Source organism: Photobacterium carnosum (assembly GCF_021236965.1).
GTDB classification, from domain to species: domain Bacteria; phylum Pseudomonadota; class Gammaproteobacteria; order Enterobacterales; family Vibrionaceae; genus Photobacterium; species Photobacterium carnosum.
In genome coordinates, this window is record NZ_WMDN01000022.1 from 25505 (window position 1) to 43228 (window position 17724).

Consider the following 17724-nt stretch of genomic DNA (forward strand, 5'->3'; position numbering starts at 1 on the left):
GTGTGTAAACAGCTCTTATTTTTATTGAGAGGCGATTATTTTGCTGTTGTTGCTGCAACATCACGAGCAAACGTTAATGTATGCTTTGCGTTAGTCATCGTCATGGTATCACCTGAAATGTTAACTTTACTCCAATCAGAAAGTGATTGTGTAAACGTTTGTTCAACTTTCATTTCACTGTCTGGGCATAACATCATCGTCATTCCCATTTTTTCAATACGGAATTGACCGTCTTTTACTTCAGCCTGACCAAAGTAACGGTTACAACCAGCATGGCCATTAGCAGCAAGATCTGCAGCTAGTGTTAAAGTGGGTGCTTGAGCGGCTTCCGGTTGAGTAAGATCCTGATTATCAATCTGCACTAAAGACCAGTTACCATTAGCAAGCTCATTGCTTGTTACTGGTTGTGGTGTTTTTGTAATACCTGTTGTAGAGCATGCAGCTAACATCATAGGGAGTACCAGTGCAGCTAATAGACGCTTTTTCATTATAGTTATTCCTGAACAGTAATGTTGATGAGTGAGCAAAAGAGCAAACACAATATGTGGCGGTTTGCTTGACAAAATAACTGTCATTTCTTTTTAAGGCATGTTCGTTAACGCCATGCTAATTATGGGAATATTGAATAAAAAACGCGTTTACTTCAATACTTGCTCATAAGGATTATACCTATTTATTAGGTAATCTCGCGGGTTTATTTGTTACTAAAGGTATATTTGTGACATGTTTAGTGACATCTATGTGAAAAATGGGTGAATAAGCAAAGGGCGTGTTTTATTCGTTTTTTGAAAAAAATAAAAGGGTAAGTGAGACTTACCCTTTGAGAGACATAGCCTTGTTTATTATGACGCTATTTTTGATTCAATGGCTTTTTCAACCATATGCAAATGCACATCTTGTTGTGGGAACGGAATCGAGATGCCTTCACGATCAAATCGCATTTTTACTTCGCGAGTAATGTCCCAATATACATCCCAATAATCATCAGTCTTAACCCAAGGACGAACAATGAAATCCACGGATGATGAATTTAATGTATGTAACTTGATGGTTGGTTCAGGGCTACGTAAAACAGAAGGATGAGATTCAACGATATCTTGCAAAACACGCTCTGTTTTTTCGATATCATCACTGTAACCAATACCGAAAATCATATCGATACGACGTACTTTTTCATGTGTTACGTTTTTAATTATATCACCCCAAATTTTGCTGTTGGGTACGATAATAATTTCGTTACTGAATGTTTTGATTGTGGTATTTACTAAACTCATGTGGCTCACTTTACCTGTGATACTACCTGCTTCTACTAAATCACCGACATCAAATGGACGGTAGATCAATAGCATCATTCCTGATGCAAAATTAGATAATGTATCTTGTAATGCGAAACCAACGATAATACCGGCAACACCAAAACCAGTAAGGATTGGTGCGAGGTTTAAACCTACTTGTGATAGTGCGATTAAAATACCAATCGCAAATACAATTTTACCCGACATTGAAATAAAGAATTCTTGTATTAATATCGACATTTTTAAATTTTTTGTCGATACTGCACGTGTTACCATTTTACGAATAATATTCTTTAATGTTTTGAATACAAAGATAATAAAAACAAAAATAATAACTTTAAATATCATTTGCGGTAAATTTTCAAACAACCATGAACTAAAATCAGTTGTCCATGATGTAACGATTGACCACATAACTTTACTATTTAGTAAGTCATCAGTGACATTACCTGTTTGTTCAAATAACAACCGTTTGTATTCGGCTGTATCTAGTCCCATGCCGTCAGCAAGTTTAACTAAATCTGTTAAGTTTTTAGTGTCACTACTGACTTGGCGCTGCGATAAAATTTGGGTAACTTGTAATGTTTTTAATTCATCACCCGTCGCTGATTTTATTTGTTTATCGTTTAACTCTAGTGCTTGGCTACCAAAAGTTAATGATGCAGACATGAAATCAAGACGATGTTCAATATTCTTTTTGAGTGCTTTAACCGAATTAGGTTGTGGTTTACCTAAATGCTCCATCCATTGGTAATTTTCCCATTCATCATTAAGAACGAGAATGATAAAATCACGGCTTTCAGTTAGGGCTTTTAATGCGACTAATTTATCCGTATCTTTTGCTTTATCGAGATCTTTTTGATCGCGTTCAACTTTAGTTTGTAAAAATTTTTCAGCTTCGGCTGCAAACTTTATTTGTTGTTCTACTTGTTTTAGTAGTAGCTTTTTATCCGCTTGTTTATCGTCAATTAAATCAGTTAGTGTTTGTCTTAATTCTTTGTTTTTATTGAGTAATTGTAAACGCACTACATCAAGTGATGAACCAGTTGTTGATGTTGCTTCTTTTGCTAATGTGTTTAGTTCAAGATTGAGTTTTTGAAGCTGTTGATATTCAACATTAATTTCTTGAGGGGGTGTCGGCTGTGGTTTTGTGTTAGCAAAACTTAGTGTAGAAACGAAGATAAGCATTAATACCAGTAAGCGCATGTTGCGGTAAACTCCTGCTGGTGATAAGGAAACATGATATTACCAATATATATTGCATTATTGATAACAAGTTATTTATTGTCATTAGACAAATGTCTGCAGATTATAGCTAAATCGACGCTTACGGCTATAGATATTCAAATATATATAGAAAAATGTCTTTATCATTACTAAATAGATTTAGGCGATCATTGATGGAAGGTCTGATTGACATAAAAAATGACATTGAGTGAAAGTCCATGTCCAATCTGGCATCCAAGGTTCTTGTATAAGAACAATAAAAATATCGTGTTGTGCATAAGAGGGTATTAATTGTCGTAATAGCGGATAGCTAGACTTATCGACGAGAAGAATATTACAGTCACTATTAAGGATCTGATTGATAAAAAGGTCTGGATCTGCCTTTTTTATTAATTGATAGGTTTTAATATTAAGTAGATTAAATTGTTCAATAAATAAATTTTGCACTGGTGAATTATTAATTAACAGCGCAACTGATTTTATCGGAACATTGGTTGATGTAAGTACATTTATCCACGTTGTAACTTGATTAATCGGTTGTTTATAGCACATTCTTACACCTTATTATATACATCACTTATGAGTGATTGGCCTGTATAGATAAGATTAGCTTATAATTTTTAAGCTACTGTCATTATAAGGTTAATTTCACATTTAAGTGATGATAATCGTAAGCCTGTGCTATAGCGTCATTATTCTTGAACTGTACGTTCATTAAGGTTATCGCGTACAATTTGGCTGTTTTCTTGTGCGTAAAAAAGTACTTGGAATTGTGTGTCTTCTGTTAAAAATTCTACTTTATGCCAATATTGCGGTGGACTAATTGCGGTACTACCTGCTTTTATAATAATTTCTTGTTCAATATCACCACGTCGATCTTTAAAACCGTAGAATTTTAACTGACCTTGTAATACAGATATTTTGCCATAGACACCTGCACGGGTGTTATGCAGATGAAGAAACATTTTTGGAATATTTTCAGGTGTGAAAATAGGTGTGGATTTATAATTAACATAATCACTTGGAATGGCTGTCATGAGAATTTCCTTTGATTTATGATAGTAGCTTTATAAAACATGACTATAAAATACATCTTTATAATTGAGGTTGCAATGGTTTTATTTTTGTTGTGGTAATGCTTGTTTTTTAACTAATATTTTTAGTGTTAAATAAAAAAGCCCCTTCATAAAGAAGAGGCAAGTTGTACCATCGCTATTATTATTCGTTGCATCTTGTTTTAACCAAAATCACCGTTGACATAACCACGAGTACGATCGTCTGTTGGGTTATTAAAGATATTTTGTGTTTCATTATGTTCAACTAATTCACCCATTAAGAAGAATGCGGTGCGATCTGATATACGGCGGGCTTGTTGCATTGAGTGGGTAACAATTACAATCGTAAATTCTTTTTTAAGGATTTCCATTAAATCTTCAATTTTTTTAGTCGCAATCGGATCAAGGGCTGATGTTGGTTCATCCATTAATATCACTTCAGGTTTCATCGCAATAGTACGAGCAATACATAAGCGTTGCTGCTGACCACCAGAAAGACCAAAGGCATGAGATTTTAAGCGATCTTTGACTTCGTCCCATAATGCTGCGCCACGGAGTGATTGCTCAACGATAGTGTCTAAGGTTTTTTTATCTTTTACGCCTTGGGCTCGTAAACCATAAGCAACATTTTCATAGATACTCATCGGAAATGGATTTGGTTTTTGAAATACCATTCCCACTTTAATGCGTAATTGAGCGACGTCGATATTGCCATAGACATTTTCATCATCAATGGTTAATAAACCTTTAATGGTTACGCCTTCAATTAAGTCGTTCATACGATTTAGACAACGTAACAAGGTTGATTTACCACAGCCTGATGGTCCAATAAAAGCGGTAACTTGGCGGTTAGGGATCGGTAAATTGATTTTCTTTAATGCTTGGTTTTGACCGTAAAAAAGATCCAGATTTTCAATATTAAATTTGTTCATGTTTATATCCTCAGAATTTAGTAAGTCGCAGTATTAAAACGGCTAGCGATAAGCTTAGTAATTAGGTTAATAACAAGAACAACAATAATGAGCACGGTCGCGGTACCATAAGCTTGGTTCCATTCATGTACGGTGTAGAGTTCTTGCGTTAGCTTGTACAGGTGAACAGTAAGTGTACGTCCTGAGTCAAACACACTCTCTGGAATACGCGCCACCATGCCTGCTGTCATAAATACCGGTGCAGATTCACCAATAACACGACCGACGCTGAGGATAATAGCGGTTACAATTCCTGGCATTGCACTAGGAAGAATGAGTCGCCAAATAGTATAAATTTTAGATGCACCCAAACCGTATGAACCTTCACGGTAAGTTTGTGGTACGGCCATTAATGCTTCTTCAGTGGTACGAATAATCACAGGAAGAATCAAAATACTTAACGTTAATGCACCGGATAAAATTGAATAGCCGAAACCAAGAATAACCACAAAAAAGGTCATACCGAAAAGGCCATAAATAATAGAGGGAATACCCGCTAAAGATTCAGTACAAAAACGAATAACTTTAACTAAACGGCTACCTACTTTTGCATATTCAGTAAGATAAATCGCGGTCATGATCCCTAATGGTGCCGCAACAGAAATTGATGCGAGTACCATATAGAGTGTCGAAACAATCATTGGCCAAATGCCAGATTCTTTACCGATGGTGGTGTAGTTTGAGCTAATAAAAGACCAATCGACATGAGAGAGGCCATTACTGAGGATGTACCACATAACCCATAATAAAAAGCCAACCGTAACCCCCGCGGATAACCAGATAAGAGCGAGTGATAAGCGGTCTTTTAGTTTTTGTGCTGCTGGATTCGCATTTTCTAATCGACTCGTTTGAGTTGATAATGTATGACTATTATTCATTGTGAATTACCTCGCTCGCTCACGGTTTAGGTAAAGAAGCGCACCGTTTAGGGTCATAATAAACACTAACAGCACAATGCCTGTCGCATACAGTGCGCTGGCGTGAATACCGGTTGCGTAAGACATTTCAATCGCGATGTTGGCGGTTAGCGTTCGTGCTGATTCGAGTAAACCTTCAGGCATAGCAGGGGAGTTACCCATTACCATGATAATTGCCATCGTTTCGCCAAGTGCACGTGCTACGCCTAAAATAACCCCAGTCATAATGCCGGAGCGAGCAGCCGGAACGATCAGTTTAAAAATAGTAAATATTGATGAAGCCCCAAGTGCTAAAGACCCTTCTTTATAGGCGCGAGGTACGGCACGGATTGAGGTTTCAGAGATAGTAATGACGGTTGGAAGGATCATTACAGCAAGTACAATGATCCCTGCAAGAATAGTGTTACCCGCGGGTACATTAAAGATGTCTTGAATAAGCGGTACAATAATAACCAATCCAAAAAAGCCATAAACAACCGATGGAATACCCGCAAGTAGTTCAATCATTGGACGAATTAAATTCGCTAGTGGTCTTGGTGCAATTTCTGCAATAAAGATTGCTGTTAGTACTCCAATGGGTACACCGATCATAACTGCGCCTGCTGTTGAAACAAGTGACGCAACAATCATTGGTGCAATACCGTAGAGTGCGGGGGGTAACCAATCTGTACCTAGTATAATGCCTGTAACGCCAGAGTAAGCAAAAGCAGCATAACCTTCACGGAAAATAAAGTAGCCAATAGTAACGAGGGATAAAATACCGATTGCTGCACTAAGCATAAAAAGGTATTTAAAAAACATTTCCCGCCAGTCGATACGTTTTTTTGACTTTAGCCGCGGTATATCCTGAGTCGATTTTTCAATATTTGCGATGGTCATAATCTACACTCCAGAAAGGATACCAATGAGTAGCCTATTTCTGAGAAGTCAAAAACGCCCAACTTTAAATTAAGTTGAGCGCTAAAATAAAAATTAGTTAATTGAGATAAAGCCTTTATCTGCAACAATTTTTTGCGCGGTTGGTGATTGAACCCATGTTAAGAAATCCAATGCTTCATTTGATGGACGACCCTCTTTGTAAACCACAATAAATGGACGTTGAACACTGTAGTCACCGGCTTTAATTGCAGCGATTGATGGTTTATGCCCGTCAATTGTTAGTGCCTTAACGGTATTATCAACTGAACCCAGTGAAATATAGCCGATAGCAAAAGGGTTATTAGCAACCGTGGTTTTTAGCTGACCATTACCACTAGCAACTTGTGCTTTTTGAGAAATTGCAGAGACTTTAATATCGTTAATTTTTTTCTTTAGTGACATGATGTCTTCAAATGCACCGCGGGTGCCAGAAGCTGTATCACGGGTAGCAACAACAATCGGCTTATCTTCACCACCGACTTGATTCCAGTTTGTTACGTTACCTTTGTAGATTTCAGCAATTTGTTCTTTAGTTAAATCGGTTATAGGGTTGCTGTTGTTAACCACAACGGCGATGCCATCACGAGCGATCACGACTTCTTTTATTTGTGGTGATTCTTCTGCGGTTTTTAAACTGCGAGATGACATGCCTAGATCAGCAGAGCCATCGTGAGCAACGCGAATACCTGCTGATGATCCTGGCCCTTGAACTTCTACAGTGACATCGTTAGATTTTGCATACGTCTCACCCAATACTTCCATGAGGGGCGAAACGGAGCTAGAACCTACAACAGAGATAGTCTCGCCAGCAAACGCCGTAGAACTAACAGCAAATGAACTGACAACAACAATTGCGCTGATAATCTTTGTTTTCATTTTCCTAATCCTTTCTTGTTGGGTAAAACGCCAATAGGTTTGAATGAACAGAACAAAGATTAAAAAAGTTATATGACAATAATGTTTCAGAAGTTTGAACACTCTATGAATGTTGTAATGAAACACGGAAAAGTATGTAACACGTTGTTTGGTTGTTGTATGTTATTTCTGATGAAAAGAAGGAATCAATATTCAGTAAATAACGAGATAACATATACTATCAACTAGAAATAGTATTTACGGTAACACCAGTATTAACGTATTTGAGTTATTATGATTTTTTATTAGATATAAAGGTTGTAGATGTTAAAAAAAGCACAGCAAATGATTGTTTTCAATGCTCTTACTAAACAACAAAGCTTTACTAAAGCCGCGCAGTTACTTGATATTTCACGCACTCAAGTAAGTAAATTGATTCAACAATTAGAACAGCGATTGGGGGTGCAATTGGTGCAACGCACAACGCGATCATTTGCATTAACCGAGGCAGGGCGTTTATTTGCTAAGCACTGTGAAAAAGTAGCGGAAGAAATAAATGAAGCAGAAAGTGAGTTATTAGGGAGTGAAGATAACTCTCAAGGTTTACTACGCGTTGGTATCGCACAATCTTTTGCTTCTAATCATGTTGCGCCTTATATCAATGAGTTTCATGCTCAGCATCCATTAATCAATTTAGAATTGAGTTTGTTTGATCATCGAGTTGATTTAATTGCGGAACAGCTTGATCTTTGGATTGGATTTATGGACTCACCACCAGAAGGCTTTGTGGCTCGTCATTTGAGTAATTGTGATTTTGTGCTGGTGGCAAGTCCTGAATATTTAGCAACCCATGGTGTGCCTTATCAACCAAGTGACCTAACGGAACATAATTGTATTATTTATTTTAGTCGTGAACGTAAAGATAATGTTTGGAGTTTTAGTCAGCAAAATAAAAATCAGGATATTAAAGTGACAGGTAATTATCGGGTCGATTCTGCGGATGCGGTTCGTGATGCAACGATTGCGGGTAATGGTATTGGCTATTTAGCAACGTATTTATTAACTGATGAGATCCGTCAAGGTAAGTTAATTCGACTGATGCCAGATTGGCAATTAACCCAACATATGCCGCTCTATGCGGTCTATCCAAGACATAAATTTTTACCCAATAAAGTGAATCTGTTTATTGCATTTATTCGTCGTCATATAGATATGGGTAATATTCTCTGTAAATGGTAATGATGTAAAAAGCAGCGATCTCACGCAAACGGTTGGCTAAAAAGAATGAAAAATTGTTTCAAATTGTAATTATTAGAGGTAATAGTATCCCTCAGGGGAACTAATGCGACGATTTTCGTTTGCTTAGGTTGAAAATAATGCAATTTAACGGTGTTTTGTTAGATTACTGTTATTTGCAGTAACAATTTGATCCTTGTCACACTTTTTTTTATGAATACACTCTCTCCGCAATCGTTTACTACACCAAACATTGGGGAATAATTTTGCATTATCTCATCGGCATACTCGGTATATTTGTTATTTTTGTGGTGGGTTTTTTATTTTCTGAAAACCGATCTGCAGTGAACTGGCGCAGTGTGCTTGGTGCTTTTTGCATTCAGGTTTTATTTGCTGCTTTTATTCTTTATGTGCCAGTTGGTCGCGTAGTCTTAAATAGTGTGTCTGGTGCAGTATCTGGGGTTATTGAATATGGCCATGAAGGTACGTCGTTCTTATTTGGTCAGCTAGCTCAATTTAAACTGGGCTTTATTTTTGCGGTTAATGTATTACCTTCTATTGTCTTCTTCTCTGCATTAATTTCCGTATTATATTATGTTGGCATAATGAAGTGGGTGATTCGTGGTATTGGTGGCTTATTACAGCGCTTATTAGGTACTACACGCACTGAATCAATGTCTGCAACCGCGAATATCTTTGTTGGTTCTGTAGAAGCACCATTGGTTGTACGCCCATTTCTTGCTCGAATGACTCGTTCTGAATTATTTGCCGTAATGGTTGGCGGCTTAGCTTCTGTTGCTGGTGGTACCATGGTCGGTTACGCTGGTCTAGGGGTGCAATTAAAGTATCTTATTGCAGCAAGCTTCATGTCAGCTCCCGCAGGGTTGATGATGGCAAAACTGGTTGTGCCGCAAACCGAAGGCGTACACAGCATGGAAGACGAAGATGACGGCGAAGAAGATGAACCTGTTAACTTAGTTGATGCGGCTTCTCGTGGTGCATTAAGTGGCTTACAAATTGCGATGGCGGTTGGTGCAAGTTTATTGGCTGTTATTAGCTTAATTGCGATGGTGAATGGTGGCTTAGGTCATATTGGTCATTGGATTGGAATTAATGATCTTAGTTTAAATTTGATTTTTGGTTACCTGTTTGCGCCTGTTGCTTGGCTAATTGGTGTGCCTTGGTCAGAAGCAACGACGGCTGCCAGTCTTATTGGTACTAAAATTGCAGTAAATGAATTTATTGCATTTGCAGAATTAATGAAACCTGAAACGTTAGCTAAACTAAGTGAGCACTCACAAGCTATTGTAACGTTTGCCTTATGCGGTTTTGCAAATTTAACGTCTATTGCAATGTTGATGGGGGGATTAGGTGGCATTGTGCCGAAACGTCGTCCTGAAATTGCACGTTTAGGTATGAAGGCTATTTTCGCAGCAACTCTCGCTAATTTAATGAGTGCAACACTTGCAGGTTTATTTCTTCCTGTTTAAGAGTAGTATATTCCCATTATAAAATTAAAATAAACAGAGAGCTTGGCTCTCTGTTTTTGTTTCGAAGATAACGTACTGATAGTGGGAAAATAATCAATGAAATCTGACAGTGATAAACTCATAGCTAAACATGAACAATTGATTCATAGTGAAGGGCTAACAGTATATTCACACACGCAGCGAGATGATGGCGAGTGGATACAGCATTCATTGATGATTGACGGCTATAACGTGCCTTTTAAGTTTAAACGTAAAGCAAGATATAGGACACTTACTGGTGCAAAAGTAAATATGACCTATTATGTTGATTCAATGATTGTGGCAGGTTTAGAATTTGAAATAATGAAAGTTGTCCGCATCAAGCGTTGTTAATATTCACAAGGAAGATAGAATGAATTGGTATTTTGCCGTTATTCGTAAATATGCCCAATTTCAAGGGCGTTCACGTCGAAAAGAATTTTGGTTTTTTACTTTAATTAACGCATGTATAAGTCTAGCTTGTAGTCTTGTTGATACAACATTGCAGTTACCAACTGTAATGGAAGGTTATGGTGTGTTAGGTGCGTTATATGCAGCTTTTGCCTTTATTCCTACCGTTGCTGTAACCGTTCGTCGATTGCATGATCAAGATCGTACCGGTTGGTGGGCATTAATTATGTTAATACCAATTGTTGGCATTTTAGTGCTGCTTTATTTTATGGTACAAAACAGTACCGAAGGCAGCAACCGTTTTGGTCGTAATCCAAAACAGAATGATAATTCGACACTAAGCGTTTAAATTCGTTGCTATCTTTATTAAATGAACATGACCCAGTCTTCGGATTGGGTTTTTTTATTGAATAGAAACAGAAATAGAATCATTCATTCCATTCCTGAACAATGTGCTTTAGTATGATGTTATTAGCTAACTAAACTGTTTTGACCGAAACAGTATTTATATTCTGACCGAATATTGCTAATAAATTGAGTTTCATCGTTTAGGAGTACGATAATGACGCAACAACACCAATATAAACACTATCAATCCCCCTCATCACTGGCATCGCATGGTTTCTTTTCTGATGCGAGATGCACTGTAATGGTTTTCTCTTCTGTCTCTTATTTTAGCTTCCGATTTAGTAACGGTTCTCTGTAACCGCACTTTTTTATTCGTTAAAAAATCACATGATATTACTAATGTATCTGATTTCAGATATATGGATTGTTATATCTAACAATAAGAAAAGAGAAAAATATGAATACTAAATTATTAGGAAGTTCGCTGATTATTGCGGGCACAGCGTTAGGCGCAGGCATGCTTGCCATACCTATGGTATTAGCACAATTCGGTTTATTATCCGGCTCTTTATTGATGCTACTTATTTGGAGTGGCACGACTTATGCTGCTTTATTATTACTAGAAGCAAGTATTAAAGTTGGTGGTGGTTTAGGCATGAATACCATCGCACGAAAAACGTTAGGTAAAGGCGGGCAATTAATTACCAATGGATTACTTTATGCTTTACTTGTTTGTTTATTAATGGCTTACATTATTGGTGCTGGTGATTTATTACAAAAATTAACCACAGGTTTTGGCCTGCAATTGTCATTAATACAAAGTCAGATCATCTTTACGGTGTTAGCCGGTTGTATTGTTGCCGCTGGTACGGGGGTGGTTGATAAGCTTAATCGTGTTCTATTTTTAATCATGATTGTCGTATTAATTATTACATTATGCGCTTTGATACCCGGTATGAGTTTTAATCACTTTTTTGAAGCCAGTAATAATAGCAATATTGATTTAATTAAAACCAGTGCGGTATTGTTTACCAGTTTTGGTTTCTTCCCTGTTATTCCATCATTAGTTTCATATAATGATAAAGCAAGCCATAAGCAATTAAGAAATATGGTGTTATTAGGCTCATTAATTCCATTAAGCTGCTATCTGTTGTGGTTGTATGCTGTTGTTGGGAGTTTATCAGCAGAGCAATTGATTAAGTTTGATAATGTCTCTGTATTGATTGATGCATTGAGTGCTCGATTCTCTGGTATACATATCATTTTGTCTGTATTTACTGGCTTAGCATTATTAACTTCATTTTTAGGTGTGGCTATGTCGTTGTTTGATCAGAATGTTGATTTGTTCAGACAGAATCGTGCTGTAACTTATGTTTTAACGTTTATCTTACCTTTGCTTGGGGCTATATTTGCCGCAAATCAGTTTTTAGCGGTGTTAAATTATGCTGGTCTGATTTTAGTATTTATTGCTGTATTTATACCGATGTTGATGATTCACAACATAAGAAAATCAGTTCAAAAAGTACCGAGTACTGATTATCAAGTTGCAGGGGGATCATTGGCAATGTTAATGAGTTTATTCTTTGGTTGTTTTTTAGTTGGTGCTCAGCTTATTTAGTAAGTGAGTAGTAGACATGAAACGCTCATTATCTTATCTGTGGGCGTTTTTTGTTTTTAAAACAAAGGATTAAACCTATTTAAAAAGGAGTAGGGTAGCCGATTGACCGATCTGGAATACCCTTTAAAGCCCTTTATATGACCAGTATAAAGTTTAATCATTTAAGTATATCGGTTACTTTGGAGTACGAATTATTATCGCAAGTAACGAATAAACTTTGTAGGAATGATAATACAAACTTTCCTCAATGAGGGCTATCCTCTAACCATTTTTCGTTAGAGTGCTTTTTTTCTAAAAGTGTAAACTTTAAATTACACAAGGTATCCTTGGGATCTAATCTTACTGTTTTTTTATTAGGTGAGTGATTAGTGTTGTTCTATTTTCTAATGATTAGAATGGTTGCAGGTATTTGTAGATGCTATGGGATAAAGCTTTAACAGTTGCTAAAAATGCAAGAGAAGCACAAGTATTGCTGCCTATTGCGACCATGAGCTCAGTTGTTTCTGAGCAGGGAATTGATTTTTTTATTAAGATCATGAATGATAATTTTACTAAAAAAATGCAACAAGGACTGACACAAAGTAATCCATTCTTGCCTTATGATGAACAAATGTTTGTTGATACTGTAGGTCATGAGCATGTGTGTCTATTAAATAAGTATCCAGTTGGTGAGCCTCATTTGCTGATTTGTAGCAAAGAATTTGTTAAGCAATCATCTTTACTTGATCTTTATGATTTTTCAGCTTGGATTCAGGGTGTTACTTATCCCAATGTCCTTGGTTTTTTTAACTCAGCATCAGAGGCGGGTGCGAGCCAACGTCATCGACATATGCAGTTAATAAAAACCGTAATGCCGTTAGAGAATATGATTTTATCGGGCAAGCTACCGTTTAGGCATAAATTATTTACTTTTGATCGTATCAACAGTGAAAAGACCTATTTTTGCTATTTGGCTGCAATGCATGATCTAGGACTGACACCTAAAAAAGTGACGTTAAATATTAACGAGCCTATAGAATGTTTACCTTATAATATTTTATTAACTCAGCATTGGATGTTAGTGATCCCTCGGCTAACGAATCATATTGGTGATATTTTTACTAATGCTTTGAATTACTCTGGATGTTTTTTAGTAAAAGATCAGCAGCAATATGATTGGTTAACAAAGTACGGTTGTTTACGGTTATTAACTGAATGTGTTGTACCTTAAAGATAACAATGACGGGAGTGTTAAGACTCCCTTTTTGATGGATTTGGCATTTGTATTACGGTTAAAAAACGTTTTGGGTAGCCGCTTTGGTAATAGCTTGTTTCAGTGACACCAAAGTGTTTTTTAGATGATGAGCTATGAATGAATTTAAGTATGCCTGGTTTTACTTCCGTAATTATTCCTGCATGACCGGGTTTTCTTATTTTTAAATTTGTACCGGTAAAAATAATAAGATCACCGACTTTTGCCTTTTTTAATGGTATGGATTTATCAAATAGTTGGGTATAGCTAGCTGTTGTTCTGGGGATGTCAATATCAAAATGTTTATATACGTATTGAATAAATCCTGAACAATCGAACCCTTTCGGTGTAATTCCTCCCCAAACATAACGTGTTCCGAGATATTGTTTTGCGAAAGAAATCATTTTATGATTTTCTGTTGTCTTGGTTGCAGTAGATTGGCGAATGTTTTTTTTATGGAATATACTTATTTCTTTGATTGTTTGGGGTGATGCATTTACGTTTGACTCGCAAGCAACGACGAACAATAAAGATAAAGGTAATATGGCTTTAAAATATATATTCATGGTATTTATTGTTTCTATATTGATATTAATTAAGTGTGAGTAGTTTAATACTAAAGGTTTATTTTTAGCTTACAATAGATATTAAGCATTATAATTTTTATTAATATAACAATTTATCTAAATGAGATTTATTTACTTCGAGTTTTTATATGTCAAACAAAACATATCATAATATGCATCTGGTTATAATCAAAATAATGTCTGATAAGTTATTAAATACTTTCCAGTTTTCTTTTTTGTTCTTCATACTTTTATTTTCAAAAACAGTATTAGCAACACAGACATTAACTATTTGGTCTTCACATCAGAATCGTGATTTCTTAACAGTAATGGCAAAGGTATATGAAAAAAAACATGATGTTAACATCTCAATTGTACAACTTGATCCATCAGAGATAAAAGCAGAAATTTTATTAAGTGCTCAAGATGGTGGTTTACCTGATTTTATTGTTATTCCTTCTGATTTTTTAGGATTGCATAAAATGATGAATTTATCGTCTATTCCTGGTGATTGGTATAAAGAAGAACTAAGTTCAAGAGTAAAAGCTTCTGTAGAATTAGACGGAAAGTATTGGGGAATACCTCTGATTCAAGGTAATTTTTTACTTTTATATTATAATAAAAAATATGTGACACAACCGATTACAGATTTTAAAGAGCTTATTCAAATAAAAAAACAATTGCTGGCTAAAAATATTATACCAATAGGGTGGAATTATAATGATATGTATTATTTTATGCCCTTTTTATCGGTATTTAATGGCTGGCCTATTGCTAATGGAAAAATCACTCTTAATACACCAGCAATGGTTAAAGCTTTAAAATATTACCGTTCATTGGCAGATCAAGGCATTATTGATCGACATTGTGATTACCGTTGTTCCCAGCGTGATTTTGTTGAAGGTAAAAGTGCTTATTCTATTAATGGTGATTGGGCATATCATGATTTAAAAGTGATGTTGGGTGATGATTTAGGCGTTGCTGTATTACCTAAGGTCAATGGTAATACAATGCATCCAATGGCAAGTACATTTGTTTTGGCTATTCCTAGTTGTTCACTTCGCTTAAAAGATAAGCAGAAAGTAATTAAGAGTTTTGCAAAGTTTGTTCAGAAATTAAGCAATCAGCAGGCAGTGTATGAAAAAGCGCATTTATTACCTATATCTATGGCGTATTATAAGCAACTTAAAGTAAGAGCAAAGGGTGATAGTTTAATTATGTTTAATCAAATGGCATTAACGAAACCGATGCCATCAATGATGAACATGGCTATTTCATGGCAGGCTATAGCGATTGGTTTTCAACATTATAAAGCTGGAGCAACCGCTGAATATACTGCGGAACATATGCAAAAAATGGCGATAAAACAGCTTCAATCTTTGGATCATAATTGATGAAATTACGCTTAAAATCATCATTAGCATTATTAATGTTAATTATTGCTGTTGTACCTGCTGCGATTGTTGGTGGGTTACTTTTAAAACAACAATCAGATGTAGAAGAGAATTATCGTATTGATATGCTAGACCGATTATCTAAAACGATTGAGCAAGAATTTGATTATCGATTTTCATTACTATCAACAAGTTTAGATGTACTGTCACGTGATAGACTATTTGTTCAAGCTATTGATAACTTTTTTCTTGCGGGTCATGTTAATACTTCTTTAGGTACATTAGTTAAAAATGCACCATTAATTCAAGCTGCTTATTTAGTTGATGATCAATGGGCTGAAATTGAAAGTTATAATGGTATTCGTGGCTTATCTTCTTTTTTTAAATTAAAAGATATACTTAGTTATCGTTTATCTCATCAAAATAATAACGGACGACAATGGGTTTTTTATTATAATGGTGAAGATTTAATGCCATTTAAATTTAATCCCACTCGTCGAGGGATCGTCGTTGGAGTACCTATTTTTCAATCGATGACAAATGGTTTAAAACGAGAACCATTAGGATATTTAATTGTTGTTGTACCAATAGAAAATATTATTAAAGTATTACGGCCTTATTTGAAAGATGGAGAACAAGTGGTTTTCCACAACAATGACAGAGGAAGTGTGAATAATATTGATGATATAAATAATATCATTATTACTCAAGGCGTTATAAATAATAAAACACCGACAATACATAAAACAATAAAGATTAAATTAGAAAATAAGTATATTTCAGAACCTATTGAATACATAATGAAAGTGTATATGGGTAAATATATTGGAGAGAATCCGTATATTAATTCATTGAAATATATAACATTATTTGGTGGAATTATTATTCTACTGTCACTTTTTAGTGCGGGGTTGATCTATCGTTGGATTGCTCGACCATTAAGTGGATTGATGGATGTGGTGCGAGCTTATTCCCACGGCGAATATAAAAGCGCGAATAAAACATTACGTTTTGCTGAATTTTTAATGGTTGAGCAACTCATTCGTAATATGGCAAAAACGATTCAAGCTCAAATGGCAAATTTGGCCACGACGAATAAAGAATTAAATATTGCATATTTAGAAAAAGAACAAGCGAACTTACAATTAGTTAATTTTAATGATCAATTAGAAAAAAAAGTTAAAGAGAAAACATTAGCACTTAGTCGTTCATTATTACGAGAAAAAAATCGACGTTCGATGTTGCAATCATTATTATCGTTTAGCCATGAGCTTCAATCTGGCGATATTATTGAAACGGTAATGACACAAGTGGTCGCTTTATACCCGATGGCTGGTTGGGCAATGAAAAATTATGCCGATAATAAAGGTATATGGGCCTGTGAAAATATAGATCAGTCTCGTTTAGAAAATAAAGATATACAGCCTGAAAGTCATTATAGCGATTATTATCGTGTGCCAAGTAATGGTGAATATTTGCATTGTTTTAAAGTTAAAAATAGTCAGAATGACATTACAGGTATAATAGTAATGCAATATATGGCATTAGAACATGATGACTTTGAAGTGATTTCTTTATTTATTCGCCAATTATCAATTGAATTAGAAGGCCGGTTATTAAATGAAGAGCTAGCGCGAATAGCGGTTACTGATTCATTAACAGGATTAGCGAATAGAAAGGCTTTTGATCTAGATTTAGACGAGCATATTCAATTATTTAATCGTTATCCAGAGCGACATTTTGGTGTGTTTATATTGGATGTTAATGGCCTAAAACGAGCAAATGATTGTTATGGTCATAGTATGGGTGATGTATTATTAATTGAGACAAGTAAACTATTAGTTAAAACTTCTCGAGTGACGGATAAAGTTTATCGGCTTGGTGGGGATGAGTTTGCAATTATTTTAGAAGCTGGCGATTCTGAAAGTTGTAGCATTTTATGGCGTCGGTTAGAAAAAGTACGCAATCAAATTAATTATGCCTATTTGCCTGATGGAAAACGTGTTGAAATTCATTTTGCTGTTGGGTATGCCAGTACTGATCAATACTCAGTAGAGCAGATTTTTTTAGTTGCAGATAAAGCGATGTATAAAGATAAACATCATTTCTATGAAACTACGGGTATTAAACAGTAGTAATATAACCACTGCAATATACATAGATGTTGCAGTGGT

The 17724-nt window shown here is 35.6% G+C and carries 18 protein-coding genes; 9 read left to right on the forward strand and 9 right to left on the reverse strand.

Features of this window, described 5'->3' with window-relative positions:
- Positions 1–35: 35 nt before the first annotated feature.
- The 8 genes from GLP24_RS16270 to GLP24_RS16305 form a co-directional block, all read right to left on the reverse strand.
- On the reverse strand, positions 36–488 hold the full coding sequence (locus GLP24_RS16270; protein ID WP_232575437.1) for an META domain-containing protein: 453 nt from the start codon (positions 486–488) through the stop codon (positions 36–38).
- Positions 489–842: 354 nt separating this feature from the next.
- On the reverse strand, positions 843–2501 hold the full coding sequence (locus tag GLP24_RS16275) for a mechanosensitive ion channel family protein (RefSeq protein ID WP_232616272.1): 1659 nt from the start codon (positions 2499–2501) through the stop codon (positions 843–845).
- Positions 2502–2681: 180 nt separating this feature from the next.
- Complete coding sequence (locus tag GLP24_RS16280) at positions 2682–3074, reverse strand: hypothetical protein (RefSeq protein WP_221944947.1); 393 nt, start codon at positions 3072–3074, stop codon at positions 2682–2684.
- A 140-nt stretch (positions 3075–3214) separates the two neighbouring features.
- Positions 3215–3559 carry a DUF1971 domain-containing protein gene (locus GLP24_RS16285; RefSeq protein WP_045037919.1) on the reverse strand — a complete coding sequence of 115 codons (345 nt, stop codon included), beginning with the start codon at positions 3557–3559 and terminating at the stop codon, positions 3215–3217.
- 200 nt (positions 3560–3759) lie between these two features.
- Positions 3760–4509 (reverse strand): phosphate ABC transporter ATP-binding protein PstB, encoded by a 750-nt coding sequence (pstB, locus tag GLP24_RS16290; RefSeq protein ID WP_232616273.1) that lies wholly within the window; start codon positions 4507–4509, stop codon positions 3760–3762.
- Positions 4510–4526: 17 nt separating this feature from the next.
- Positions 4527–5426: a phosphate ABC transporter permease PstA gene (gene pstA, locus GLP24_RS16295; RefSeq protein ID WP_045040667.1), complete on the reverse strand. Its 900-nt coding sequence runs from the start codon at positions 5424–5426 to the stop codon at positions 4527–4529.
- A 6-nt stretch (positions 5427–5432) separates the two neighbouring features.
- Positions 5433–6344: a phosphate ABC transporter permease subunit PstC gene (gene pstC, locus GLP24_RS16300; protein WP_232577759.1), complete on the reverse strand. Its 912-nt coding sequence runs from the start codon at positions 6342–6344 to the stop codon at positions 5433–5435.
- Between the two features lie 93 nt (positions 6345–6437).
- Positions 6438–7259 (reverse strand): phosphate ABC transporter substrate-binding protein, encoded by an 822-nt coding sequence (locus GLP24_RS16305; protein WP_232616274.1) that lies wholly within the window; start codon positions 7257–7259, stop codon positions 6438–6440.
- Between the two features lie 303 nt (positions 7260–7562).
- Between GLP24_RS16305 and GLP24_RS16310 the strand changes: the two genes are divergently transcribed.
- From GLP24_RS16310 to GLP24_RS16340, 7 genes are all read left to right on the forward strand, one after another.
- Positions 7563–8477, forward strand: coding sequence for a LysR family transcriptional regulator (locus GLP24_RS16310; RefSeq protein WP_101769811.1), 915 nt, complete (start codon positions 7563–7565; stop codon positions 8475–8477).
- 263 nt (positions 8478–8740) lie between these two features.
- Positions 8741–9964: a NupC/NupG family nucleoside CNT transporter gene (locus GLP24_RS16315; RefSeq protein ID WP_101769812.1), complete on the forward strand. Its 1224-nt coding sequence runs from the start codon at positions 8741–8743 to the stop codon at positions 9962–9964.
- Between the two features lie 96 nt (positions 9965–10060).
- Positions 10061–10336 carry a hypothetical protein gene (locus GLP24_RS16320; protein WP_101769813.1) on the forward strand — a complete coding sequence of 92 codons (276 nt, stop codon included), beginning with the start codon at positions 10061–10063 and terminating at the stop codon, positions 10334–10336.
- 19 nt (positions 10337–10355) lie between these two features.
- Entirely contained in the window at positions 10356–10742 is a 387-nt protein-coding gene (locus GLP24_RS16325) for a DUF805 domain-containing protein (RefSeq protein WP_101769814.1), read from the forward strand.
- 213 nt (positions 10743–10955) lie between these two features.
- A complete protein-coding gene (locus GLP24_RS16330) occupies positions 10956–11099 on the forward strand; it encodes a hypothetical protein (protein ID WP_232575443.1) in 144 nt (47 codons plus the stop codon).
- 99 nt (positions 11100–11198) lie between these two features.
- Entirely contained in the window at positions 11199–12359 is a 1161-nt protein-coding gene (locus tag GLP24_RS16335) for an amino acid permease (protein WP_232616275.1), read from the forward strand.
- A gap of 415 nt (positions 12360–12774) precedes the next feature.
- Entirely contained in the window at positions 12775–13569 is a 795-nt protein-coding gene (locus GLP24_RS16340) for an ATP adenylyltransferase family protein (protein WP_101769816.1), read from the forward strand.
- 20 nt (positions 13570–13589) lie between these two features.
- Here the strand turns inward: GLP24_RS16340 and GLP24_RS16345 are convergent, their stop codons facing one another.
- Positions 13590–14156: a C40 family peptidase gene (locus GLP24_RS16345; RefSeq protein ID WP_269155028.1), complete on the reverse strand. Its 567-nt coding sequence runs from the start codon at positions 14154–14156 to the stop codon at positions 13590–13592.
- 197 nt (positions 14157–14353) lie between these two features.
- Here GLP24_RS16345 and GLP24_RS16350 point away from each other — a divergent pair, with 197 nt between their 5' ends.
- Together GLP24_RS16350 and GLP24_RS16355 are read left to right on the forward strand one after the other, a co-directional pair.
- Positions 14354–15550, forward strand: coding sequence for a sugar ABC transporter substrate-binding protein (locus GLP24_RS16350; protein ID WP_101769834.1), 1197 nt, complete (start codon positions 14354–14356; stop codon positions 15548–15550).
- Positions 15550–17685, forward strand: coding sequence for a diguanylate cyclase domain-containing protein (locus GLP24_RS16355; RefSeq protein WP_232575445.1), 2136 nt, complete (start codon positions 15550–15552; stop codon positions 17683–17685). The genes GLP24_RS16350 and GLP24_RS16355 overlap by 1 nt, the downstream gene beginning before the upstream one ends.
- The last annotated feature ends 39 nt before the right edge of the window (positions 17686–17724 follow it).

Coding starts and splice junctions, on each gene's coding strand:
- GLP24_RS16340 (WP_101769816.1), top strand. CDS start 12,775: ATGCTATGGGATAAAGCTTTAACAGTTGCTAAAAATGCAAGAGAAGCA.
- GLP24_RS16285 (WP_045037919.1), bottom strand. CDS start 3,559: ATGACAGCCATTCCAAGTGATTATGTTAATTATAAATCCACACCTATT.
- GLP24_RS16280 (WP_221944947.1), bottom strand. CDS start 3,074: ATGTGCTATAAACAACCGATTAATCAAGTTACAACGTGGATAAATGTA.
- pstC (WP_232577759.1), bottom strand. CDS start 6,344: ATGACCATCGCAAATATTGAAAAATCGACTCAGGATATACCGCGGCTA.
- GLP24_RS16355 (WP_232575445.1), top strand. CDS start 15,550: ATGAAATTACGCTTAAAATCATCATTAGCATTATTAATGTTAATTATT.
- GLP24_RS16310 (WP_101769811.1), top strand. CDS start 7,563: ATGTTAAAAAAAGCACAGCAAATGATTGTTTTCAATGCTCTTACTAAA.
- pstB (WP_232616273.1), bottom strand. CDS start 4,509: ATGAACAAATTTAATATTGAAAATCTGGATCTTTTTTACGGTCAAAAC.
- GLP24_RS16325 (WP_101769814.1), top strand. CDS start 10,356: ATGAATTGGTATTTTGCCGTTATTCGTAAATATGCCCAATTTCAAGGG.
- GLP24_RS16270 (WP_232575437.1), bottom strand. CDS start 488: ATGAAAAAGCGTCTATTAGCTGCACTGGTACTCCCTATGATGTTAGCT.
- GLP24_RS16345 (WP_269155028.1), bottom strand. CDS start 14,156: ATGAATATATATTTTAAAGCCATATTACCTTTATCTTTATTGTTCGTC.
- GLP24_RS16275 (WP_232616272.1), bottom strand. CDS start 2,501: ATGCGCTTACTGGTATTAATGCTTATCTTCGTTTCTACACTAAGTTTT.
- GLP24_RS16330 (WP_232575443.1), top strand. CDS start 10,956: ATGACGCAACAACACCAATATAAACACTATCAATCCCCCTCATCACTG.
- GLP24_RS16350 (WP_101769834.1), top strand. CDS start 14,354: ATGTCTGATAAGTTATTAAATACTTTCCAGTTTTCTTTTTTGTTCTTC.
- pstA (WP_045040667.1), bottom strand. CDS start 5,426: ATGAATAATAGTCATACATTATCAACTCAAACGAGTCGATTAGAAAAT.
- GLP24_RS16305 (WP_232616274.1), bottom strand. CDS start 7,259: ATGAAAACAAAGATTATCAGCGCAATTGTTGTTGTCAGTTCATTTGCT.
- GLP24_RS16335 (WP_232616275.1), top strand. CDS start 11,199: ATGAATACTAAATTATTAGGAAGTTCGCTGATTATTGCGGGCACAGCG.
- GLP24_RS16320 (WP_101769813.1), top strand. CDS start 10,061: ATGAAATCTGACAGTGATAAACTCATAGCTAAACATGAACAATTGATT.